Source organism: Geothrix fuzhouensis (genome assembly GCF_024609325.1).
GTDB classification, from domain to species: Bacteria; Acidobacteriota; Holophagae; order Holophagales; family Holophagaceae; genus Geothrix; species Geothrix fuzhouensis.
In genome coordinates this window covers 1389055-1411730 of the sequence record NZ_JANHMQ010000001.1, presented here as the reverse complement: position 1 = coordinate 1411730, position 22676 = coordinate 1389055, and the positions used below count along the sequence as shown (strand labels likewise).

Annotated in this window: 20 protein-coding genes and 1 tRNA gene; 8 read left to right on the top strand and 13 right to left on the bottom strand. The window is 67.6% G+C overall.

What is annotated here, in order from left to right; all coding sequences use genetic code 11:
• Nucleotides 1-30: 30 nt before the first annotated feature.
• Nucleotides 31-735, bottom strand: coding sequence for an iron-sulfur cluster repair di-iron protein (gene ric, locus NOV74_RS06380; protein ID WP_257310270.1), 705 nt, complete (start codon nt 733-735; stop codon nt 31-33).
• Nucleotides 736-850: 115 nt separating this feature from the next.
• On the opposite strand from ric, the gene NOV74_RS06375 reads away from it, so the two are divergent.
• Complete coding sequence (locus tag NOV74_RS06375; RefSeq protein WP_257310268.1) at nt 851-1507, top strand: Crp/Fnr family transcriptional regulator; 657 nt, start codon at nt 851-853, stop codon at nt 1505-1507.
• Nucleotides 1508-1516: 9 nt separating this feature from the next.
• Here the strand turns inward: NOV74_RS06375 and NOV74_RS06370 are convergent, their stop codons facing one another.
• From NOV74_RS06370 to NOV74_RS06355, 4 genes are read right to left on the bottom strand one after another with little or no spacing between them, the layout of a single operon-like run.
• Nucleotides 1517-2041, bottom strand: a complete 525-nt coding sequence (locus tag NOV74_RS06370; RefSeq protein WP_257310266.1) for an adenine phosphoribosyltransferase — start codon at nt 2039-2041, stop codon at nt 1517-1519.
• 2 nt (nt 2042-2043) lie between these two features.
• Entirely contained in the window at nt 2044-2316 is a 273-nt protein-coding gene (locus NOV74_RS06365; protein WP_257310265.1) for an acylphosphatase, read from the bottom strand.
• A gap of 4 nt (nt 2317-2320) precedes the next feature.
• Nucleotides 2321-3070, bottom strand: a complete 750-nt coding sequence (gene surE, locus NOV74_RS06360) for a 5'/3'-nucleotidase SurE (protein ID WP_257310263.1) — start codon at nt 3068-3070, stop codon at nt 2321-2323.
• 28 nt (nt 3071-3098) lie between these two features.
• Nucleotides 3099-4232 carry a diguanylate cyclase gene (locus tag NOV74_RS06355; RefSeq protein WP_257310261.1) on the bottom strand — a complete coding sequence of 378 codons (1134 nt, stop codon included), beginning with the start codon at nt 4230-4232 and terminating at the stop codon, nt 3099-3101.
• A gap of 143 nt (nt 4233-4375) precedes the next feature.
• Between NOV74_RS06355 and NOV74_RS06350 the strand changes: the two genes are divergently transcribed.
• The 7 genes from NOV74_RS06350 (at nt 4376) to NOV74_RS06320 (ending at nt 12214) form a co-directional block, all read left to right on the top strand.
• Complete coding sequence (locus NOV74_RS06350) at nt 4376-5083, top strand: hypothetical protein (protein ID WP_257310259.1); 708 nt, start codon at nt 4376-4378, stop codon at nt 5081-5083.
• 46 nt (nt 5084-5129) lie between these two features.
• Complete coding sequence (locus NOV74_RS06345) at nt 5130-5723, top strand: RNA polymerase sigma factor (protein ID WP_257310257.1); 594 nt, start codon at nt 5130-5132, stop codon at nt 5721-5723.
• Entirely contained in the window at nt 5720-6790 is a 1071-nt protein-coding gene (locus tag NOV74_RS06340) for a hypothetical protein (RefSeq protein WP_257310255.1), read from the top strand. The genes NOV74_RS06345 and NOV74_RS06340 overlap by 4 nt, the downstream gene beginning before the upstream one ends.
• A 462-nt stretch (nt 6791-7252) precedes the next feature.
• The gene (locus NOV74_RS06335; protein WP_257310253.1) at nt 7253-9688 is read left to right on the top strand and encodes a VIT and vWA domain-containing protein; all 2436 of its coding nucleotides are present in this window, start codon (nt 7253-7255) and stop codon (nt 9686-9688) included.
• Between the two features lie 83 nt (nt 9689-9771).
• Nucleotides 9772-10491 (top strand): protein-L-isoaspartate(D-aspartate) O-methyltransferase, encoded by a 720-nt coding sequence (locus NOV74_RS06330; protein WP_257310252.1) that lies wholly within the window; start codon nt 9772-9774, stop codon nt 10489-10491.
• A 31-nt stretch (nt 10492-10522) separates the two neighbouring features.
• Entirely contained in the window at nt 10523-10813 is a 291-nt protein-coding gene (locus tag NOV74_RS06325; protein WP_257310251.1) for a Trp family transcriptional regulator, read from the top strand.
• 27 nt (nt 10814-10840) lie between these two features.
• The gene (locus tag NOV74_RS06320; RefSeq protein WP_257310249.1) at nt 10841-12214 is read left to right on the top strand and encodes a TrpB-like pyridoxal phosphate-dependent enzyme; all 1374 of its coding nucleotides are present in this window, start codon (nt 10841-10843) and stop codon (nt 12212-12214) included.
• 79 nt (nt 12215-12293) lie between these two features.
• On the opposite strand, the gene NOV74_RS06315 is transcribed toward NOV74_RS06320, so the two are convergent.
• The 8 genes from NOV74_RS06315 to NOV74_RS06280 all read right to left on the bottom strand — a co-directional run bounded on the left by NOV74_RS06315 (nt 12294) and on the right by NOV74_RS06280 (nt 22665).
• Nucleotides 12294-13775: an efflux transporter outer membrane subunit gene (locus tag NOV74_RS06315; RefSeq protein WP_306672290.1), complete on the bottom strand. Its 1482-nt coding sequence runs from the start codon at nt 13773-13775 to the stop codon at nt 12294-12296.
• The gene (locus tag NOV74_RS06310) at nt 13772-16942 is read right to left on the bottom strand and encodes an efflux RND transporter permease subunit (RefSeq protein WP_257310247.1); all 3171 of its coding nucleotides are present in this window, start codon (nt 16940-16942) and stop codon (nt 13772-13774) included. The genes NOV74_RS06315 and NOV74_RS06310 overlap by 4 nt, the downstream gene beginning before the upstream one ends.
• Before the next feature lie 12 nt (nt 16943-16954).
• On the bottom strand, nt 16955-18112 hold the full coding sequence (locus NOV74_RS06305) for an efflux RND transporter periplasmic adaptor subunit (protein ID WP_371748409.1): 1158 nt from the start codon (nt 18110-18112) through the stop codon (nt 16955-16957).
• 73 nt (nt 18113-18185) lie between these two features.
• Nucleotides 18186-18845 (bottom strand): TetR/AcrR family transcriptional regulator, encoded by a 660-nt coding sequence (locus NOV74_RS06300; RefSeq protein WP_257310243.1) that lies wholly within the window; start codon nt 18843-18845, stop codon nt 18186-18188.
• A 302-nt stretch (nt 18846-19147) separates the two neighbouring features.
• Nucleotides 19148-19813, bottom strand: a complete 666-nt coding sequence (locus NOV74_RS06295) for a TetR/AcrR family transcriptional regulator (RefSeq protein WP_257310241.1) — start codon at nt 19811-19813, stop codon at nt 19148-19150.
• Between the two features lie 746 nt (nt 19814-20559).
• Nucleotides 20560-20636, bottom strand: a tRNA-Pro gene (locus NOV74_RS06290).
• 35 nt (nt 20637-20671) lie between these two features.
• The gene (locus NOV74_RS06285) at nt 20672-21073 is read right to left on the bottom strand and encodes a helix-turn-helix domain-containing protein (protein ID WP_257310239.1); all 402 of its coding nucleotides are present in this window, start codon (nt 21071-21073) and stop codon (nt 20672-20674) included.
• A 212-nt stretch (nt 21074-21285) separates the two neighbouring features.
• On the bottom strand, nt 21286-22665 hold the full coding sequence (locus tag NOV74_RS06280; RefSeq protein ID WP_257310237.1) for a sigma-54-dependent transcriptional regulator: 1380 nt from the start codon (nt 22663-22665) through the stop codon (nt 21286-21288).
• Nucleotides 22666-22676: the final 11 nt, after the last annotated feature.

Sequence of the window (22676 nt, the reverse complement as noted above, 5' to 3'; positions counted from 1 at the left end):
TCCGCGCTCATGAGAACGCGACTGCGCCTCCTACAGCTTGGCTTCCAGCTCGATGGCGGCGGGGTAGAGCCAGCTGTTCTCCTTGTGGATGTGCCGGTGCAGGTCGTATTCCAGCTCAGCCAGGCCATCGAGCAGGGCGCGCCAGCTGTTGCAGGCGCCCGGCGGGGGCACGAAGCCGTCGGTGAGGTTCCGGAACAGCTCCAGGTTCTCCCCGTGCTGCAGGTGCTCCTCGAGCATGCGGGCGATGGGCATCTGCACCGTGGGCGGCATGGGCCACCGTTGGCCCTTGGCCAGGGCCAGGAACATGGGGAAGAGCATCTGCTCCTCCTTGGCCAGGTGGTCGAAGGTCTCCTGGGCGAACACCTGGAAGGCGCGGTCCAGCTCGAGCAGGCGGGGATCCTCGTCCCCGTGGACCTTCGCCACCTTGCCGGTGAGGAAGAGCAGGCGGGGGAGCGCCTCCTTGGTGTAGTCGTGGTGGATCCGGAGGATGTGCTCCACGGCCGTGGGGACATCCGTCATCCAGCTCCGGTCCTCGTCCTCTGGGGCCTTCGCCTCCATCTCCTGCAGCGCGGCCACCACGCCTTCCAGCGCGATCCCCTTCTGCTGACAGGCCTTGCCCAGGGCATCCTGGCCCTTGCAGCAGTAGTCCAGTCCCACCTTCTCGAAGACCTTCGAACGGCTGGGTTTTTCCAGCACCAGTTCGCCCACGCTGCGGTTCTCCCATTCCTGACTCATCAGGCCCTCCTCCGCCCATTCGGACGCAAGGCCAGGATCCCGCCCCGGGGACATGGCCGCCTTGACCGATCTCAAGACGCCGTCGCAATTGGACGGGAGGGCGCACAATTAGGCCATGGCCACCCGCTATCAAGGTCTCTGGTCCAAGGCACCGCTCTTCCGGACCCTGGATGCCGCGCAGATCGCCCGGGTGGGGGCGCTGGTGGAGATCCGCTCCCTGGATCCCGGCCAGACCCTCTTCCTGGCTGGCGAACCCTGCACGGGCTTCTTCGTGGTGCTGGAGGGCGCCATCCAGCTCCTCCGCCCCGTGGACGACGGCGGGGAGACGCCGCTGAACCTCGTGCGGCCCGGGCAATCCTTTGCCGAGGCGGCGCTGTTCGCGGGCGTCGGCTTCCCCGCCACGGCGCGGGCCCTGGAGCAGACGCTGCTGGCCAAGGTGCCCCGGGCCCCCTTCCTGGCGCTGCTGCGCTCGGACGCGGAGCTCTGCCTGCGGATGCTGGAGAGCCTCGCCGCCTGGCACCACCGGCTCACCTTCCAGATCCAGACGCTCCGCGCCCAGGATACGGCGGGGCGCCTGCGTTCCTGGCTGGCGGGAGAGGCCCGGCGGGCGCCGAACCGGGAGATCCTGTTGCGCGTGTCGAAGAAGGTCCAGGCGGCTCAGCTGGGCATGGCGCCGGAGACCTTCAGCCGCCACCTGCGGCAGCTGATGGATACGGGGCTCATCGCGGTGGAGGGGCCGAAGATCCGGATCCTGGGGAGTCTGGACGAGTGAAGGCCGGCCTCAGTACCGCAGGACGCTGAAGACGGGCAAGCCCTCGACCTTTTCGCGGCCGGGCAGGGAGGTCAGTTCGATGAAGACGGTGAGGGCCACGGGCTGGGCGCCGGTCTTCTGCACGAGGCGCTGAGCGGCCGCGGCGGTGCCACCGGTCGCCATGACGTCATCCACGATGAGCACTCGGTCGCCGGGGCCGAAGGCGTCCATGTGGATCTCCAGCGCATCCGCGCCGTATTCCAGGCCATAGGCTTCCTTGTGCGTGGCCATGGGCAGCTTGCCGGGCTTGCGGGCGGGCACGAAGCCCACGCCCAGCTTCTGGGCCAGGGCGCTGCCGAAGATGAAGCCGCGGGATTCCAGTCCCAGCACATGGGTGGGCTGGAGGGTGAGCACGGGCTGGGCCATGGCCGCCACAGCCTCGCTGAAGGCCTCGGCGTGGGAGAGCAGCGGCGTGATGTCGCGGAAGAGGATCCCGGCTTTGGGGAAGTCCGGGACGTCACGGACGAAGGCGCTGAGGGGAGTCGTAAGAGTCATGGCTACCTGAGGATCTGGAAAGGAGAGGGAAGCGAGGATCGCACATCCAGGGCCTCCCAGTCCAGCCGTCCCACGGCCGCGAAGGCCGGGCCTTCCGCCAGCCGGGCGCGGAAGACCGCCAGGGCGGCCTCGGAGCCTTCCACCTCGCCGGAGACCGAACCATCCGGCTCGTTGCGCACCCAGCCCGCGAGCTGGAGCGCCTGGGCTTCCCGTTCGGCAAAGCGGCGGTAGCCCACCCCCTGGACCGCCCCGTGGATATGGAAGCGCACGGTCATCGCACTACCCGTTGAAGGTCGAATCGAAGTCGGTCTGGCGGGCCAGCGTTTCGGGGCAGCCCAGGTCCAGGCGCAAGGGCGTGACGCTGGCGAAGCCCTCGAACACGGCTTCGGCGTCGCTGCCCGGGGCCTTGGCGTAGGTGGGCCCCGCATCGCCGCCGATCCAGAAGTAGGGCGTGTTCCGGGGATCCGAGCGCCGCTCCACCAGGTCGTGATAGGCGCGGCTGTCCTGGCCCGTGAGGCGGAAGCCCTGCGGTTCGCCCTTCGGGAAGTTCACGTTCCAGATGCGGTTGCTCGGCAGCTCCATGGCCTCCCAGCGTTCCAGGAAGTGGCCGATCCAGGGTTCCGCCTGCTCCAGCGAACCGTGGGGATGGATGGAGAAGGCCGCGGCCCGGGCGCCCTGGAGCCGCCCCTCGAAAGCTGCGCCCACGGTGCCCGAGTAGAACACGTCCTCACCCAGGTTGAAGCCGTGGTTGACGCCCGAAAGCACCCAGTCCGGCCGGCGGTCCAGCACCTCGCAGACGCCCAGCAGCACGCAGTCCACGGGCGTGCCGTCGCAGGCGTGGCGATCGGGCCCGATCTCGTGCAGGCGGAGAATGTTGTGCAGGCTGAGGGCCGAGGAGATGGCCGAGCGGTTGCGGTCCGGCGCCACGGTGACCACCCGGCCGAACCGGGAGGCCACCCGGGCCAGCGCCGCCAGCCCAGGGGCCCACAGGCCATCGTCGTTGGTGAGCAGGATCAGGCGTTCAGGCATGACACCAGTGTATCTGCCCCGCCCAGGATCAATCCTGGGCCAGCTCCCCGAAGAACCTCCGGTCCCAGAGCATGATGTGGCCCTTCACAAGGTCCAGGGCCAGGAAGCCGAGGAGGGCCGGCAAGTCCGTGCTCACGCCGCCCATCTCCTGTTGGAGCCCCTTGGCCTTGGCCAGGAGGCGGCCGTGCTCCTGCGCGTGGGCCGCCAGGCCGGAATAACCCACCCGGGCGAGGATGGCCTCCTCGTCGTGGAAATGCTGGGCCACGTGAGCGATGAGCAGCTGCATCCGGAGTTTCGCCTCCTCGGGATAGCGACCGCTGGTGATGGCGGACAACAGGCTGTTGGAGAGCCGGTAGAGCTGCTGGTGCTGGTGGTCGATCTCCGGGTGGCCGCATGCCAGATCGGGATCCCAGGTGAGGGCGAGGATCGAGGCTTCGCCATCGCCGCGGGCCTCCGCCGCCTTCAGGGAGGCTTCGGTGCGGTTGCGGCCCCGCTCTTTGGCCCGGTAGAGGGCCTCATCCGCCCGGCCGACCCAGGCATGGAGGCCTTCCGCTTTCTGATGCTGCGCCACCCCGAGGCTGATGGTCACCAGGCCCACCTGGGGGATGGCGTGAGCCTCCACCGCCTTCCGGATCTTCTCTGCGAGGATGGTGGCTCCGGCCAGGGTCGTGGAGGGGCAGAGCACGATGAACTCCTCCCCACCCCAGCGCACCAGGGCGTCCGAGGCCCGGAGCTGACCGCGGACGGTGTTCGTGATGGATTTCAACACCTCGTCCCCCATCCCGTGGCCAAAGGTGTCGTTGACGTGCTTGAACCGGTCCAGGTCGAGCAGGATGAGGCTCAGGGCTCCGTCCCCGCGGCCGGACAGGGCGATGAGTTGCGTCGCGCCATCCTCGAACCAGCGGCGGTTCCAGGCACCGGTCAGGCGGTCCGTGCCGGCGACCTGCTCCATCTGGTCCAGGGCCCGGCGGAGCTCGGCATTGGCGAGTTCGCTGGCGGCCTGGGCCCGGGTGAGGGCTTCCAACTGGCTCCGGTACTCGGGATCGATTGGATCCGCCATTCGGAGCCGCCGCTTGTACCACAGGCTTGCAGCCAGAGCGCCCAGCAGACCGGAGATGAGAGATGCTAGGGGAACCGCGGAACTCGACAGTACCTGGGACATGGGAGTCTCGGAGGGAGGCAGGACAGGCCATTATTGGATCAGGACCGGCGCGTATTCCATTTTGTCGTCCGGACCCGGTGTCCAGATCCGCCGAACCACCGTAACCTGTTCGGATTCCCGTCCTTCAACCAGGAGTTTCCGCCATGCGATGGTTCGCCCTCTCTCTGCTTTTGCTGGCCGGAAGTTCGACCTTGCCTGGCCAGACGGTCTTCCTGGATTTCACGACGAAACCCAAGCTGCAAGAGGTGGCCCTCCTGGACGCCCAGGGGAACCAGACCATTCCAGGCGAGGTGGAACCCCACCACCTCACGTCCATGGCCGTGCCCTTCGTGGGCCTGAAGGTGAAGGTGTGGTTCGAGCTCCCCAAGGACACACCCACAGTGCAGCCCACCCGGATCGTCCTGGGCAAGGTGAACCCCGACAAGAGCGGCGGCGTCCGCCTGGCCTCCCTCGTCAGCGAAGATGGCAAGGCCTACCTCAAAGGGCGCATCCGGATGGCCATGCGTATCGATGACGAATGCGAACCCTACCCAGAGGCGGAGCGGCCCAAGGCGACGCAGAATGCGGAGGGCCTCTGGATTCTGGACCTGCCCAGGCCCCTGCCTCCGGGGCTCTACACCCTGGTGTCGGCCACGGGGGGCGTGTCGATGTTCGGGGGCCCGAAGGTGAACGCCAAGGCACGCATCTTCAGGGTGGGCGAGGCGCCGACGGCCAAGACCGGGGCGGCTGCGCCTGCCGGCACTCCGACGGTGACCGCCCCTCCGACAGTGGCCACGCCCCCAACGGGGACCACCCCTCCGGCGACGCCTGCTCCCGCCCAGCCCCAGTCCCAGCCGGCCACCGGCCTGTAGGTCCCGGCGGTTTTCCTGCCAGGATGGAGCGCGCCCCGACCCTCCCATGGACCCCGACCTCGCCCTGACCTCCGCACTCCCGCTCCCCGGCGGGGAGGGTGAGGCCGTGGGGGTTCCGGCGGGTCGTCTCGAGGTGCTGGCCAGGCTTCGTGAAAGGATCGTGGCCTTCGCGGCATCCCGGGGTGCAGGCGCCCATGCGGAAGACCTGGCGCAGGAGGTGCTGGTGCTGCTCCACACGAAGTACGGCCATCTGGAACGGGCGGAGGACCTGGTCCCCCTGGCCTTCCAGATCCTGCGCTTCAAGCTGGCGGCCCAGCGGCGCAAGGCCGCCCGCCGGGGCGAGTACGACGCCGTGGACGTGGATACTTTCCCGCCGCCCTCGGACGCGCCGGATCCGGCCATGGTGCTGGAGCGCAAGGAGCTGCTGGCGCGGCTCATGGGGGGCATCGCCCAGATGGGGGAACGCTGCCGGGAGCTGTTTCGCCTCAAGCTTCAGGGCCGCACCTTCGCGGAGATCCAGGGCCTCATGGGGGCGGCCAGTCTCAACACGGTCTACACCTGGGATCACCGCTGCCGGAAGCAGCTGCTGGAATCCCTGGGCGGGCGCTGGGACAGCTCCGCCGGAAGGGGGGCGCCATGAAGCGCGCCGAGGCCGAGAAATTGTTGGGCGGGTACGCCACCGGCACCCTCACCGAGGAGGAACGGCGGGCGTTGTTCGAGGCCGCCCTGGAACACCAGGACGTGTTCGATAGCCTTGCTGACGAAGAAGCCCTTCGGGAGCTGCTGGCGGATCCGGCGGCCCGCGCCCACGTGCTGGCGGGCCTGGCCTCGCGCGCTGAAGGAGGAGCGCCGAAAGTTGTGCCCTTCTGGCGACGCCCAGGCGTGATCGGGGCGGCGGCTGGGGTCATCATGGCGGCCACGGCCGGCTTGGCGGTCCTGCGAAGCCCCGAAACCCAGGTACCGCTGCCCGCCGCGAAGTCGGCAGCGATCCAGGCGACCCTCCCGGCACCGTCGGCTGCCGTTCCCGTCGCTCCCGAGGCCAAGGCGACGCCTCCTCCGGTGTCAATCACGACGATTCCGGCCGAGAAAGCGGCCGTTTCCCACCGGGCCGTGGCGGTGGTGGCCATGGAGAGCCCGGCGTCCGTGGCCCAGGCGGGGGCCGCCCCGGCGGGGGTTCCCTCCGCCGCTGGGGCAGTAAGAATGGAGGCGGCACGGCAGGCGGAAGCCCGGGACGAGATGTCCAGAAAGGCAGAAGCCGGCGGCCGGAATCGAGCCTTTGCGGTGACGGAAGTGCTGAGTTCCGCCCCGGAGCCAACCCCCGCAGCCGCCTTGGCTCCGGCTGAGGGTTCAGCCCCGCCACGCCGGGCGGCCGCGAAGGCGGCGGCCCCTCCGACCCCCGGGCTGCACGCGCCCCAGGCGCCGATCTGGACCCTGGAATCGTTGGCGGACGGCACCACCCGCCTCACCGTGCTGGCCTTCCGGGAGGCCCAGGTGGTCTTGCTCCGGCGCAGGGCTGCCGGCGTCGAGGTGCTGAAGCCTGCCACGGCCGAGGACACCGGACCCTGGCAGTTCCAGCTTCGCCTGGCGCCCGGTGACGTCCTGGATCTCTATGTGCTGGATCACCCTGTCGCGGATCCGGCGCGGCTCCCGGAGACGGGCCCCGTGGACGGGTTCCGGGCGCGGATCCATCCGCCTGCGAAAAAATAAGGTTCATCGCCTCTTTCCGAGAAAAGATGAGCAGGGGTTCACGGCAAGACAGCCGCCGTCCCGAAAGCAACCGCTGCTCTCCTCTCGCCCGCCCGTCAAAGAACAAGATCTTTTCGCCACCGATTACAGTGATTTCGCTGATGGCGCCTCGGATGCTTCTCGCAGGGGCCGGCCGAAGGCCGCTTCCGGCTCCGCCGGAAGTCATGGGGGGCGCCAGGGTCGCGCTCCCCCAGGAGGGCACGGCCATGGCACCCCCCATGGAACCCATGCTGCCTCGGGCCAGGGCCCATCCTTTTTCATCACTGCAATCACTGCAATCACTGAAATCGGTGACAAGTACATCAGTCCATCACGCCATTTCCCGAAGAGCCAAAAATAATCTGCTCCGCTGAAAGGCAGGCCGCCTTCGCGACATTCCCTCGTGAACCGCGCCCTGTCGGTGCGGCCCCTCCGGGAGTTCCCATGGCACTGCACCGATCCACCACTGCCCTGTTCGCCTGCTGCGCAGGCCTGGCCGTCTCCTTCCAGGGGGACGCCCAGGCCCGCAGCCGGCCCGCGTCCAGCCCACGGGTCCAGGTTCCGGGTGCTGAAAGTCCCGATGCCACCCTGTCGCCCTACTTCTTCGTGAAGAGCGACGACGCGTCCGTGGACCAGCTGCCGCTGAAGTCCACGTCCGCCAAGGTGGCCATCGCGGGCGTCATCGCCGATGTGAAGGTGACCCAGGTCTACCGGAATACCGGCACGAAGCCGTTGGAGGCCCTCTACGTGTTCCCGGGTTCCACGCGGTCCGCGGTCTACGGCATGACCATGACCATCGGCGAGCGGGTGCTCAAGGCCCAGATCAAGGAGCGCGGCCAGGCCCGGGCCGACTACGATCAGGCCAAGCAGCAGGGGCGCAGCGCGTCGCTGCTGGAGCAACAGCGGCCCAACGTGTTCCAGATGAACGTGGCCAACATCCTGCCCGGTGACGAGATCCGCGTGGAGTTGTCCTACACCGAGCTGCTGGTGCCAACGGAAGGCACCTACAGCTTCGTCTACCCCACCGTGGTGGGGCCGCGCTACGCCGGCAAGGCAGGCACGGATTCGAGCACGGGCGAGCCCTGGGTGGCCAACCCCTATACCCACGCCGGGGAGAAGCCCGCCACCACCTTCGATCTGGAGGTGAAGCTGTCCGCGGGCCTGCCCATCCAGCGCATGGCCTGCGACACGCACCGGACCGCCATCGCCTATGACGGCAAGGCCGAGGCCACGCTGCGGCTGGATCCCAGCGAAGCCCACGGCGGCAACCGCGACGTCATCGTGAAGTACCAGCTGGCTGGGAACGCCGTGCAGTCGGGCCTTCTCCTCGACCAGGGCAAGGACGGGAATACCTTCCTGCTCATGGCCCAGCCGCCCAAGCGGGTCACGCCGAAGGACCTGCCGCCCCGCGAGTTCGTCTTCATCATGGATGTCTCCGGCAGCCAGATGGGCTTCCCCATCGAGGTGTCCAAGGTGCTCATGAAGGAGATGATCCAGGGCCTGCGGCCCCAGGACCTCTTCAACGTGATGGTCTTCGAGGGCACGTCGGCTTTCTGGTCACCCAGCGGATCGCAGCACGCTACGCCCGCGGCCACGGCGCAGGCCCTCGCCTTCGTGGGGTCCCAGCACGGCGGCGGCGGCACGGAGCTGGGCAGCGCGCTCCGGAAAGCCCTGGGCCTGCCCCGGGTACCCGGGATCTCGCGCACCTTCGTGGTGTCCACGGATGGCTACATCAGCGCCGACGGCCAGGTGTTCGACCTCATCCGCCAGAACCTGGGCTCGGCGAATCTCTTCGCCTTCGGCATCGGCAGCTCCGTGAACCGGCACCTCATCGAGGGCATGGCCCACGCGGGGCAGGGCGAGGCCTTCGTCATCACCCAGCCCGAGCAGGCCGCCGCCGAGGCCGAGCGCTTCCGCGCCTACGTGTCCTCGCCGGTGCTCACGAACGTGAAGCTGACCACCAACGGCTTCCACATCCAGGATCTCGAGCCCCTGCAGCTGCCGGACGTACTGGCGGATCGGCCCGTGATCTGCCTCGGCAAGTGGACCGGTGAGGCCAAGGGTACCGTTACGCTGTCCGGTGTCAGCGGCAGTGGCCCCTGGAGCCAGACGTTCGAGGTGGGGAAGGTGAAGGACCGCGACCACGGCGCCCTGCGTCATCTCTGGGCCCGCCAGCGCATCCAGGCCCTGTCGGACTACGACCAGTTCGGCCAGGACAAAGATCGCCAGGCGGAAGTGACGCAGCTCGGCCTTTCCTACAACCTGCTCACGGCCTACACCTCCTTCGTCGCGGTGGATACGCTGGTGCGCAACGCGGGCGGTGCCAGCACCACCGTCACCCAGCCCCTGCCATTGCCCGAAGGCGTGTCCGACGCGGCGGTGGGCGGCCTGAATGCCCAGGCCGTGGCCTACGCGCCGGCCCCGAGGATGAAGTACGCTTCGGCGCCCACGGCCGTGGTGGAAGTCATGGCCCAGGACCGGGCGGCCCGCCGGGAATCCCGCCAGGGTGTTCGCGTGGAACCCAAGATGCAGCCCTCTGCCGGCTCCCCCGCTCAGACCACCACTGGGCTCGCAACCCAGCCCGCCCTGCGCATCCTGGCCTTCTCGGGCATCACGGGCACGTCGGATCCGCGCAGCCTGCGGGGTGAGATCGAGGCCCGGTTGAAAGATCCTGCCCTGGCCGCCGCCCTGGCCAGCCTCCCCTCCGGCACGGAGCTGGAACTCAAGGTAAATGCCTCCGGCCAAGTCATGGCGGTGACCTTCAGCCAGGCCTTCCCGGGGGCTGCCAAGGCCAAGGCCCTGATCCAAACCTGGTGCCTGCGGACCTGGACCGGCGGCCTGGCCGGGCAGCTCGACCTCACCCTGGGTTTTCGGCCCTGATCCAAATGGTTCCCTTTACGCGCCTTCCTGGTTCGCCAGGAAGGCGCGGTGGCGTGAACCCCTGAAAGGGGTACCCTCGAACCATGCGAAAGCATCTGGGAGTGGCCTTGATGGTCATCCTGGGGGGCTGCAACCCGGAACCCGCCCGTCCTGCCGCTCCTGCGGAAGAGGTGGCGACCACCGCCGCGCGGGCGCGCATGGTGCGCGAGCAGATCGTGGCCCGGGGCATCTCGGACCCCCGCGTGCTTGAGGCCATGGCCCGCGTGCCTCGGCATGAGTTCGTCCCGGTCGGGCAGCGTGGCGAGGCCTACGACGACTGGCCCCTGCCCATTGGCTATGGGCAGACCATTTCCCAACCCTACATCGTGGCTTTCATGACGGCGGCCCTGGCTCCCAAGCCCGGGGATCGCGTGCTGGAAATCGGCACAGGTTCGGGCTATCAGGCCGCGGTGCTGGCTTGCCTGGTGGCGGAGGTCTACACCATGGAGATCGTGGAGCCCCTGGCCCAGCGGGCTATGGCGGATCTCAGGCGGCTCGGCTACGCCAACGTGAAGGTCCGCGCCGGGGATGGCTACCACGGCTGGCCCGAGGCCGCCCCCTTCGACGCCATCATCGTCACCTGCGCCCCGGAAGATGTGCCCCAGGCCCTGGTGGATCAGCTCAAGGAAGGCGGGCGGATGATCATCCCCGTGGGTTCCCGGTGGGGGGCCCAGGAGCTGTATCTGCTGCGGAAGACGCCCACGGGGATGAAACGCCAGGAGGTGCTGCCGGTGCGGTTCGTGCCGATGGTGAAAGGCCATTGACGAGGCCGCCATCCCCTGATGAACTGTTTCTATGCATAGAAACAGTCTGGATCGCCTGCCTGAACTGGCCTCGCTCTTCGATGGGGTGCGGGATCCGCGTCTGGTCGAAGGGTTCCTGCGGGAACTGCTCACCCCTTCGGAGATCCACGGCATCAGCTCCCGCTGGGAGCTGGTGAAGCGGCTGGACGCGGGGCAGAGCCAGCGGGCCATCGCGACGGAACTGGGGCTGAGCCTGTGCAAGATCACCCGGGGCTCCCGGGAGCTGAAGAAACCCGGCTCGGCCCTGCGGGCCATGCTGGACCGCCATCGGCGCCAGGGCTGAGTCCCGTTCCGTTTCCAGGAGTTCCCCGTGTCAAGCCGCACCCTCCTTGCCGACCAGGAGATCCCCCGCCAGTGGTACAACCTCGCGGCGGACCTGCCCCACGCGCCTTTGCCGCCCCTGGGCCCGGATGGGAACCCCGTGAATCCTGAGGCCCTGGCGGCCGTGTTCCCCATGAACCTCATCGAGCAGGAGATGAGCCAGGAGCGCTGGATCACGATTCCCGACGAGGTGCTGGAGATCCTGCTGCGCTACCGTCCCACGCCCCTGCACCGGGCCCGGGCCCTGGAGGCGGCATTGAAGACGCCGGCCCGCATCTACTACAAGAACGAGAGCGTGAGCCCCGCGGGCAGCCACAAGGTGAACACCGCCATCGCGCAGGCCTACTACAACAAGGTGGCCGGCATCCGCCGCATCACCTCGGAGACGGGCGCGGGCCAGTGGGGCAGCTCCATCGCCTTCGCCTGCGGGCAGTTCGGCCTGGCGTGCAAGGTCTACATGGTGCGCGTGAGCTTCGACCAGAAGCCATTCCGCAAGATGATGATGCGCACCTGGGGCGCGGACTGCGTGGCCAGCCCCAGCCCCGAGACGGCGGCAGGGCGCGCCATCCTCGCGGAGGATCCCGACTGCCGGGGCTCGCTGGGCATCGCCATCAGCGAGGCCGTGGAGGCGGCCGTCAGCGATCCCACCGGCCAGACGCGCTACACCCTGGGCAGCGTGCTGAATCATGTGCTGCTGCACCAGACCATCATCGGCCTGGAGGCCCAGAAACAGCTGGCGGCCCTGGGCGAGAAGAAGATCGACAAGGTCATCGCCTGCGTGGGCGGCGGCAGCAACTTCGCGGGCCTCAGCTTCCCCTTCGTGAAGGAGAAGATCGCCGGGGCCGACATCGACATCATCGCCGTGGAGCCGGCCTCGTGCCCCACGCTCACCCGCGCGCCCTACGTGTACGACCACGGCGACGTGGCGAAGATGACGCCCCTGATGGCCATGCACAGCCTCGGCCACACCTTCATGCCCCCGGGCATCCACGCCGGCGGCCTGCGCTACCACGGCATGGCGCCCCTGGTGAGCCAGACGGTGGTGGAGGGCCTCACCCGGGCCGTGGCCATCCAGCAGCTGGAGTGCTTCGACGCGGCCGTGCGCTTCGCCCGCACCGAGGGCATCATCCCCGCGCCGGAATCCAGCCACGCCATCGCCCAGGTCATCCGGGAAGCGGAGCAGGCCCGTGAGGAGGGCAAGGAGCGCGTCATCCTCTTCAACCTCAGCGGCCACGGTCTCATGGACTTGAGTGGCTACGCGGACTTCCTCGACGGCAAGCTCGCCGACCATGCCCTCTCCGACGCGGAGATGGCCCGCAGCCTGGCCTGCCTGGAAGGACTGCCGAGACCTGCAGCGCGGTAAAGGCGTCCAGGCTCGAGGTCAAAGGCCCCCTCGCTTCCCGGATGGGAAAGTGGGGGCCTTTGACCTGGGCACGATCCGATCAGGAACCGGGCGCGGCAGGGGCTTTGGCTGGCGCGGGGGACCGATCCGTCCGTTGCCAGCCCCCGCCCAGGACTTTATAAAGGTTGACCAGGTTGCTGGCCTTGGCCTGGCGGAGGGCGATGAGGCCCTGCTGCGCGGCGTAAAGAGAGCGCTGGGCGTCGAGCACGCCGAGGTAGCTGTCGATGCCGGCCGAATAGCGGGCCTGGGCGAGGCGGTAGGTCCCATCCAGTGCCTGTGTGAGCGTGACCTGGGCGGCCAGCTGGTCGTCAATGGTGCCGCGCTGGGCCAGGGCGTCGGCCACTTCCCGGAAGGCCACCTGGATGGCCTTCTCGTACTGGGCCAGGTAGATGTCGCGGTCGGCGTTGGCAGCCTTGAGGTTGGACCAGCGCGACCCCGCATCGAAGATCGGAAGGACGATCTGGGGCGTGAAGGCCCAGGCGTAGGAGCCGGACTTGAACAGCCCCGACAGCTGGTTGTCCATGGAGCCGAGGTTCGTCGAGAGGGAGATGCGCGGGAAGAAGGCCGCCCGGGCCGCGCCGATGTTGGCATTGGCGGCCTTGAGCTGGTTCTCGGCCATGAGGATGTCGGGGCGTCGCGTCAGCACTTCGGAGGGCAGGCTGGGTGCGATGTCCTTGAGGGCCTGGATGCTGTCGAGGGCGTCCGGAAGCAGGTCCGCCGGCACGGTCGAACCGACCAGGAGGCGCAAGGCATTCTCGTCCATGGCCACCGTGCGGGTGTAGCGGGCCATATCCCCGCGGGCAGTCTCCACGCTGACCTGCGCGCGGAAGGCGTCGACTTCGGAGGAGGCGCCCACCTCGAAGCGGCGGTGGACGAGTTTATAGGCGGCCTCCTGGTTCACGAGGGTGTCCTGGGCCAGCTTCAAGGCTTCCCGATCGGCCGCGAGGACGAGGTACACGTTCGCGACTTCGGCCAGCAGGGAGACCTGCGCGCTGTTGCGGGCCTGCTCCGTGGCGAAGTACTGCTCCAGGGCCCGGTTCTTCAAGCTCCGGACCCGTCCGAAGAAATCCAGTTCCCATGCGGTGATGCCCAGGTTGGCGGCGTACTGCTCGACCACCATGGACTGCCCAGTTCCCGAGACGCTGGCGGGCAGCCGCTGCTTGTTCCCGTAGGCGACCGCGTTGACCGTGGGCAGCAGCTCGGCCCGCTGGATGCGGTAGTAGGCCCGCGCCTTCTCGGTGTTCAGCGCCGCGATCCGGAGATCCCGGTTGTTGCGCAGGGCGAGGTCGAGGACCTTCCGCAATCGTTCATCGAGGTAGAACTCCTGCCAGGCGGTGTCGGTGGCTGCCTGTCCCGAGGCGCCGGCTGCGGCCTTGTACGAAGGTCCTTCTGGCCAGGCCTTGGGCACGGGCGGCTCGGGGGTGCGGTACCTCGGGGCCATGGAGACGCAGCCGGTCAGCGCCAGAGCGAGGGCGAGGGGCAGGGCGAGGGGAAGGCTGGAACAGGTTTTCGGCGACATCATGGCTGCCCCTCCTCGGAAACCACAGCCTGCGCCGGGGCGGGCTCCTGGGCCTTCTTCTTGAACAGCTGGCTCACCAGGACGAAGGACAGGGGGATGTAGAAGATGGCGATGAAGGTGGCCGTCAGCATCCCGCCAACCACCCCCGTTCCGATGGCGTTCTGGGCCGCGGCTCCCGCGCCGGTGGTCATGGCCATTGGCAGCACGCCGAAGGTGAAGGCCAGGGAGGTCATCAGGATCGGGCGCAATCGCATTCGGGAAGCCTCGATGGCCGCCTCGACGAGCCCGCTGCCCTGGGCGATGAGCTCCTGGGCGAACTGCACGATGAGGATGGCGTTCTTCGCGGCCAGGCCAAGGGTGGTCAGCAGGCCGATCTGGAAATAGACATCGCTGGACAACCCGCGGCCCCAGGTTGCCGCCACCGCCCCGAACACCCCGATGGGGAGGATCAGCAGGACCGAGAAGGGGATGGACCAGCTCTCGTACAGGGCGGCAAGGCACAGGAAGATGACCAGGATCGAGAAGGCGTAGAGGGCCGGGGCCTGGGATCCCGCCTGACGCTCCTGGAAGGAGAGCCCTGTCCACTCGAAGCCGATGCCGGCCGGCAGCTTCGCGGCGATGTTCTCCATGGCTCGCATGGCGTCCCCGGTGCTCTTGCCGAGCGCCGGCTCCCCATTGATGTTGATGGCCGGATAGCCGTTGTAGCGCTGAAGGTTCGGGGAACCCTGGGTCCATGCCCCCTTGGCGAACGCCGAGAAAGGCACCATTCCGCCGGATTTGTTGGGGACATAGATCCTGTTCAGGTCCTCCAACTGCATCCGGAAGGGGGCATCGGCCTGCATGTAGACGCGCTTGACCCGGCCCTGGTTGATGAAGTCATTCACGTAGGAGCCACCCCATGAACTGGACAAGGCATCGGCGATGGCCGCGGCCGAAACCCCCAGGGCGCCAGCCCGGTCCTGGTCGATCTGGACGTTGTATTCCGGCTGGTCGTCCGCTCCGACGGGTCGCACGCTCTTGAGGTTGGGATCCTTGGTGGCCATGCCGAGGAGCGTGTTGCGGGCCTCCATGAGCTTCGCGTGGCCGACGCCACCCCGGTCCTCCAGCTGGAAATCGAAGCCGGTGGCGCTGCCCATCTCGAGGATCGCCGGGGGGGCGAACACGAAGGCCAGGGCATCCCGGCGGGCCATCAGCTTGCCCATGGCGCGCTTCACCACGGCGGCAACCCTGAGCTCCGAGCTGTTGCGCTGCTTCCAGTCCTTCAGCTTGAGGAAGGCCATGCCATTGTTCTGCCCCACGCCAGCCATGCTGAAGCCGGACACGGACATGATGGAATCCACCGCGTCCTTCTCGTTTTCCATGAAGTGCTTCTGGACCTCCTTCATGACCCCTTCGGTCCGCTCCAGGGGCGCCCCCGCTGGAAGCTGGACCATCGCCATGAGGATTCCCTGGTCCTCCTCCGGCAGGAAGGCCGTGGGAAGGCGCAGGAACAGCAGGCCCGTCACCAAGACGATCGCCGCATAGATGGCGACATAACGAGTGCGCTTGCCGAGCACCCGCTCCAGCTGGCCGGTGAAGATATCGCGGAACCGGTAGTAGGTCCGGTCGAACCACATGAAGAAGGGCCGGGTGACCTTCCAGCCGCTCTCCGCCGCCTCGTGGCCCTTGGGCACGGACTTCAGGAAGGTGACGCAGAGGGAGGGGGTCAGGATCAGGGCCACCACCACCGACAGCAGCATGGCGGTGATGAGGGTGAGGGAGAACTGCCGGTAGATGACGCCGGTGGACCCTTCGAAGAAGGCCATGGGGCCGAACACGGCCGACAGCACCAGGCCGATGCCGATGAGGGCGCCGGTGATCTGGGCCATGGACTTGCGGGTGGCCTCCTGCACCGGGAGGCCCTCGTCATGCATGATCCGTTCGACGTTCTCCACCACCACGATGGCGTCGTCCACCAGCAGGCCGATGGCCAGCACCATGGCGAACATGGTGAGCATGTTGATGGACATGCCCGTGTACTGGATCACGGCGAAGGTTCCCAGCAGCACCACCGGAACGGCGATGGTGGGGATCAGGGTGGCCCTGAAGTTGCCGAGGAAGAGCAGCATCACCAGGAAGACCAGGACCACGGCCTCGATCAGGGTCTTCACCACCTCCTCGATGGCCACGCTCACGAACGGCGTGGTTTCGTAGGGGTAGGCCACCTTCACGCCGGCCGGGAAGAACTTCGCCATCTCGTCCATCTTGGCCTTGATGAGTTTCGAGGTGTCCAGGGCGTTCGCCCCGGAGGCCAGGCGGACGATCATGCCGGCCACGGGTTTCCCGTTGAGGCTGGTTTCGGATCCGTAGTTTTCGGTGCCCAGCTCGATCCGGGCCACATCCCGGAGATGGACCGTGGAGCCATTAGGATTGATGCGGAGGGGGATGTCCCCGAACTGTTCCGGGGTCTGCATCAGCTCCTGGACGTTGACGGTCACGTTCAGTTGCTGGCCCTTCACGGCGGGCAGGCCGCCGGCCTGACCCGCGGAGATCTGGGCGTTGTAGGCCCTGACGGCGGTCCGGATATCGTTGGGCGTGAGGCTGTAGCTGGCCAGCTTGTCCTGGTCCAGCCAGAGCCGCATGGCGTACTGGGATCCGAAGGACATGACCTCGCCCACGCCTTCGACCCGGGCCAGCACCGCTTCGATGTTGGAGGACATGTAGTCGCGCAGATCGTCGGAATTGAGGCTGCCGTCCTCGGAACGGATCGCGACGATCATGAAGAAGTTCCGGGTGGACTTGGTGACCTGGATGCCCATCTGCTGGACCGCTTGGGGCATGAGGGGCTTGGCCGTTTCCAGCTTGTTCTGGACCTTGGCCCAGGCCACGTCCGGATCGGTGCCCGGCTTGAAGGTCAGGGTGACCGTGCCCCGGCCCGAAGAGTCGCTGCTTGCGGAGAAGTAGAGCAGGTTGTCGAGCCCGGTCATCTTCTGTTCGATGATCTGGGTGACGGTGTTCTCCACGGTCTTCGCCGAGGCTCCCGGGTAATAGGCGGCCACGGTGATCGACGGCGGAGCCACGGGGGGGTACTGGGAAACGGGCAGGGCCCGGATGGCGAGGACCCCGGCCAGCATGATGATGATGGCCACCACCCAGGCGAAGATCGGCCGGTCGATGAAGAAATTGACCATGGTGCGGCTCCTCTACTTCGCAGCCGCGGGCGCGGGCTTGGCTCCGAAGGGCACGACCTTCACGGCCACGCCGGGCCGGACCTTCTGGAGGCCTTCCAGGATCACCCGGTCGCCGGCGTTGAGTCCTTCGAGGACCAGCCACTTGGATCCGATGGCTCGGTCCACCCTGAGCGTGCGCTGCTCGACCTTGTCGGAGCCGTCCACGACCATGGCGATGGCGTTGCCCTTGGGGTCGCGGGTGACGCCTTGCTGAGGCACGAGGATGGCGTGCTCCGCCACGCCTTCCTCGACGATGGCCCGGACGTACATTCCCGGCAGCAGGATGTGGTGGGGATTCGGGAACACCATGCGAAGAAGCTGCGAGCCTGTGCTCGGATCCACGGTGACATCGGAGAACTTCAGGAGCCCCGACTGGGGATACGGGGTGCCGTCCTCCAGCAGCAGCTTCACGCGGGCAGAGTCTGCGCTGCCCTTGATGCGGTTGGCGGCCATGTTCCGCTGGATGCCGAGCAGGGTGGCGCTGGACTGCGGGGAATCCACGTAGACCTGATCCAGCTGCTGGATGGTGGTGAAGGGGGGGCCCTGGTAGGCCGCGGCCAGGGCCCCGGGGGTCACACTGGACTTGCCGATGCGGCCTGAGATGGGCGCCGTGATGCGGGTGTAGCCGAGGTTGATCCGGGCGGATTCGGCCCCGGCCTTGAGAGCCTGGACCTCGGCCTCGGCCTGCTTGAAGGCGGCGGCCGCATCCTCGTAGTCCTGCTGGCCCACGGCGTTGACGGTGAGCAGTTCCTTGAAGCGTTCGGCCCGCTTCCGCATGGCGGGGAGGTTGGCCTCGGCTCGGGCCAGGGCCGCCGCGGCCGTGTCATAGGCCGCCTGATAGGGCCTCGGGTCGATCTGGTAGAGGACCGCGCCCGCCTTCACATCGGCCCCTTCCGTGAACAGCCGCTGCTGGACGATGCCGTTCACCTGGGGATGGACTTCAGCCACGAGGTAGGCCGAGGTCCGTCCAGGCAGTTCGGAGGTGATGGCCACCCGTTCGGGCTGCAGGATCACCACCGCCACTTCAGGGGTGGCCTTCGCCTGATCCTTCTTGCCGCACCCGATGGTCAGCGCACCTGCCACCAAGGCGCCGGCGATGAAAATCATTCCACCTCGATAGGGGGTCTGCATGGGAAGGCTCCAGGAAAGGCTGAGAAAAATCTGGTGGTCTGAGTGGGGATTCAAGAGCGATGGACCGTCAGTATCAATGCTGACTGAGGCCGTGATAAGTGAAATCCGCGAGACGGTCGGCCATGGCCTCGAGGGACAGCGAAGGGTCGGCCGAGGTCCAGGCCAGATGCCTGATCTCGTTCATCAGGGCGTGGTGGATGCAACTGCCATGGAGGGTGATCCCCCAGAAGTCCACCTCCTCGGGGGACAGGTCGGGACGGATGGCGCGGAGGCAGGCGCGGGCCTCCCGCACGAAGGGCTCCATGCGCGCCAGGAGGAGGTCCCTGACCTCGTGCCGGGGGGCCTGCAACTCGTTCAGCCACAGGCGGCAGGCCGGTTCCCGCAGGGGGTCCGAGGCGTCGAAGTGGGCGTCCACCTGGTGGAGGACCCGCTGGATGTGGGCGCGGAGGCGCGCCCGCGCATCCTGGGGATCCCCCGGGGCCGGATCGGGGTCCTGGAGGCTCCCGTCGCCCGTCTTGGCGGCGAAGTGGGCCAGCACGTAGCGGAAGACCTCTCGGTACAGCCCCTCCTTGCTCTTGAAGTAGTACGAGATGAGCGATGAGTTCTTGCCGGCCATGGAGGCCACGAGCCGGATGGAGGTGGCTTCATAGCCGTACTTGGCGAAGCAGGCTAGGGCCGCCTCGATCAGGGCATCGCGCGTGTCGGGGGATGGGGTGGCATCGGAGGGGCACATGGGGCATTCACGCTTAGTCGTTCGACCGATCAACAGAATCAAACGTTCGACCAAGACTGGCAAGTTAAATTTTTAAAACGAACAATACATTTTATATCTACATTTGTACCATCTCATAAATCGTGTTGTGTTGTTTGATACAATAATTAAAATTGATCAATCGTACGACAAAATTGAATTTGACCACGGACCACCGGCTTCTGCGCCCAGCCGCCCCGGAACCGCCTCGGCCGGGCGAAGGTCCACCGTGGCCCGCCCAGCCAGGCCTGGGCGGCGTCACGGACGCCGGGCATGGCGCTGCTTCACCCCTCGCGGGAGGCCTGCGGGCGGGTCCTCAGGCCGTGCAGGCAGAAATCCACCAGCAGCTCCGCCTCCTGGAAGTGGCTGCCGAAGGGCGGGAATTCACCCCACAGCACCTTGTTGAGGCCCGACATCGTCCCGTGGCCGGCCACCTGGCCCATGATCGTGGCGCCGAGGAAGGCCACTTGCGCGGCGTTCAGCTCGGGGCGGAGCACCTGGATGCAGTCCCGGATCAGACTGGTGGCGGGGCCCAGGTACTGCTGGATGAGCGGACGGAGGCTGGCCCGGGGGGAGCGGAACTCCCTCACCCAGAGGCGGGCCCGGTGGTCCTGGAGCGGCCGGGCCGCGGCCGCATCCGGAGCTGCCTGCTGATACATGAAGTGGATCTGCTCCCGCAGCAGGCGGATGGCCGCCTGCGGATCCCGCTGCTCCAGTCCCGAGGACAGCGTGGGATTCGGGAGCTGCGGCGCGGAGGTCTCGAAGATGTGCTTGAACACCTCCAGGTACAGCCCCTCCTTGTTGCCGAAGTGGTGGGACAGGAGCGACAGGGGCCGGCCCGCCTTCTCCGCGATCATCCGCATGCTCGTGCCGTCGAAGCCGTGGTCGGCGAAGCACACCAGGGCGGCCTGGAGCAGCGAGGTGCGCGTATCTGAGGTTCTGGGTTCCATCGTGGTTCCCAGGATATCCCCAGTTGGATTCGACCCACGTACGGCTGCCGCCGCCGGTTCCGCTTCGGCTTGCCAGAGGCTCCACTTCCGCGAGCGGAGCAAGGGGGAGAACCCTCGTGAGGAGGGTGCGTCAGGTGGAGAGGCACGCCTCGGGCGGTGCCACTCGGCCGAAGGCCCAAGGGGGTGGTTTGGCGGGCGCCCGGGTGGCGCCTGCTGAACCGGGTACCCCGACCTGAGGTTCGCTGTGCTCCGTACTTGGTGCCGACCCACCAAGGCGGGATTCGAACTGCGCCTGGCTGCGCCAGTCGCCGGTCTTCCTCCCGACACTCCACCTGACGCACCGTGCCTCGCACGGTGCTCCCCTTCGCCAATTGGCTCAGGGAGGCGGAGCCTCCCCCGCGTTGTCTCCGCGATCCCACTCGGAGGTGGGTCGTGCTCCGTATTTGGGAACGGCCCACCGGGGCGGGATTCGAACTGCGCCTGGCTGCGCCAGTCGCCGGTCTCGCTTCGGCGTGCCATCAAGGCACGCCTCGGGCGATCCCACTCGGAGGTTGGCCGTGCTCCGTATTTGGGAACGGCCCACCGGGGCGGGATTCGAACTGCGCCTGGCTGCGCCATTCGCCGGTCTCGCTTCGGCGTGCCATCAAGGCACGCCTCGGGCGATCCCACTCGGAGGTTCGATTCCTCTCGACCCGAAGGGTCAAAACACCAGAAGGGCCCTCTTTCGAGGACCCCCCCTGGTGTTTTGGTCGGCGCGAGAGGATTCGAACCTCCGACCCCTACCACCCCAAGGTAGTGCGCTACCAGGCTGCGCCACGCGCCGTGAACTGTTGACTCTAGACTGGGGAGGGCTTCAGGTCAAGGTTTGACTGGCCGGGATAGCCGTTCGTGCAGGGCTTTCACGGCTTTGAGGATGGGTTGCAGATCCGAGCTGGTGCGGAGGAGCCTCGGGATGGTGGGCTTGGCCCGCACGGCGGGGGCGGCGGGCAGCTCATCGGCCTCGAGGCCCAAGTCGAGGCGCTGGACGAGGTGGCCGTGGGCCAGCAGCTCAGCACAGTCGGCCACGGTGAGGCCTTCCGCCAGCCAGGCTTTGATCCGCCTCAGGCGCGGCAGCTCGTCCACATGGTAGTAGCGGAGGTTGCCCTTGCTGCGCCTGGGTTTGATGTCGGGGATGACGTCTTCCCAGTAGCGCAGATCCTTGGGGCCCACGCCAATGAGGGTGGCGGCTTCCCCGATCTTGAACCACTTCTTGTCACTCACGGCCCGCCTCCGACCGTCGTGATTCGCTCCCTGTGGGGGCCCCGCTCCGCAGGCTCCCCCGGAGCCTGCTCCGCGACCCACATGGTCGCGAGATCTTGAACCACTTCTTCTCACTCACGGCTCGCCCCCGCCGGTCGTGATTCGCTCCCCGCCAGGCATTGCTTCGCCGGCTCCGGTGGAGCCTGCCTCGCGACGGGCAGGGTCGCGATCATCTAGCTTTCCCTGGGTTCGATGCCCAGGGCCTTGAGGCGCTTGTAGAGGTTGGAGCGGTCTACGCCCACGCGCTCGGCCACGCGGGTCATGTTGCCGTTCTGCAGGCGCATCTCGCGCTGGAGATACTGGGCCTCGAACCAGTCGCGGGCCTCTTTGAGGCTGGGGAACTCGGGGAAGGAGAAGGGATCCTGTTCCGCCAGGTGCCGCGTCGCCAAGGCACCCAGATCACGGGGGCCGATCTCGGCGCCGCGGCCGAGGATGACGGCCCGTTCCATGAGGTTCTTCAACTCGCGCACGTTGCCGGGCCAATCGTGGCGCAGCAGGGTGTCCTTGGCCTCGGGGCCCAGGTGCTTGGGCGGGCGGCCGTACTGGCGGCCGATGCGGCTGATGAAGGCCTCCGCCAGGGGCAGGATGTCTTCTGGGCGTTCGCGCAGGGGGGGGATGCGCAGGGGCACCACCGCGAGCCGGAAGTAGAGATCCTCGCGAAACCGACCCTTGGTGATCTCGCCGGCCAGATCCTTGTTGGTGGCGGCGATGACGCGCACGTCCACGCCCACGGCGCCGCCTCCGCCCACGGGCTCCACGCGGCCCTCCTGGAGGGCGCGCAGGACCTTGGCCTGGGTTTTGAGCGACATGTCGCCCACTTCGTCGAGGAACAGCGTGCCGCCGTCGGCCTCGCGGAACTTGCCCTTCTGGTCGCGGACGGCGCCGGTGAAGGCGCCCTTCTGGTGGCCGAACAGCTCGCTTTCAATGAGCTCTTCGGGGATGGCCGCGCAGTTCACCTCGACGAAGGGCGCGTCCTTGCGGGTGCTCTGCTCATAGATGAGGCGTGCGACCTCCTCCTTGCCGCTGCCGTTCTCGCCGGTGAGCAGCACGCGGCCTTCCGTGGGCGCCACCAGGGCCACGTCGGCCATGAGCCGCTTCATGGCGGGACTGTCAGCCAGGAAGAAGCGCCCGCCCTCGACCTCGGCATGCAGCCGGCGGTTCTCCCGCTCCAGCTTCGACTGGCGCAGGGCGTTGCCCGTCACCAGCAGCAGGCGGTCGAGGTCGATGGGTTTCTCGAGGAAGTCGAAGGCGCCCAGCTTGGTGGCTTGCAGCGCGGTGTCGATGCTCGCGTGCCCGGAGATCATCACCACGGGCAGGTCGGGACGCACCTGCTTGGCCTGCTTCAACGTCTCCAGGCCGTCCTGACCCGGCAGCCAGACATCGAGCAGCATGAGCTGGATGCCCTCGCCATCGGGGTTGTGGAGCAGGTCGATGGCCTGCTCGCCTCGCTCGGCCTTCACGACGTGGTAGCCCTCGTCCTTGAGGGCTTCGCCCAGGGACCGCCGGATACCCGGCTCGTCATCCACCAAGAGGATGGTCGTGGGGACGCTCATGGTTCCATGCT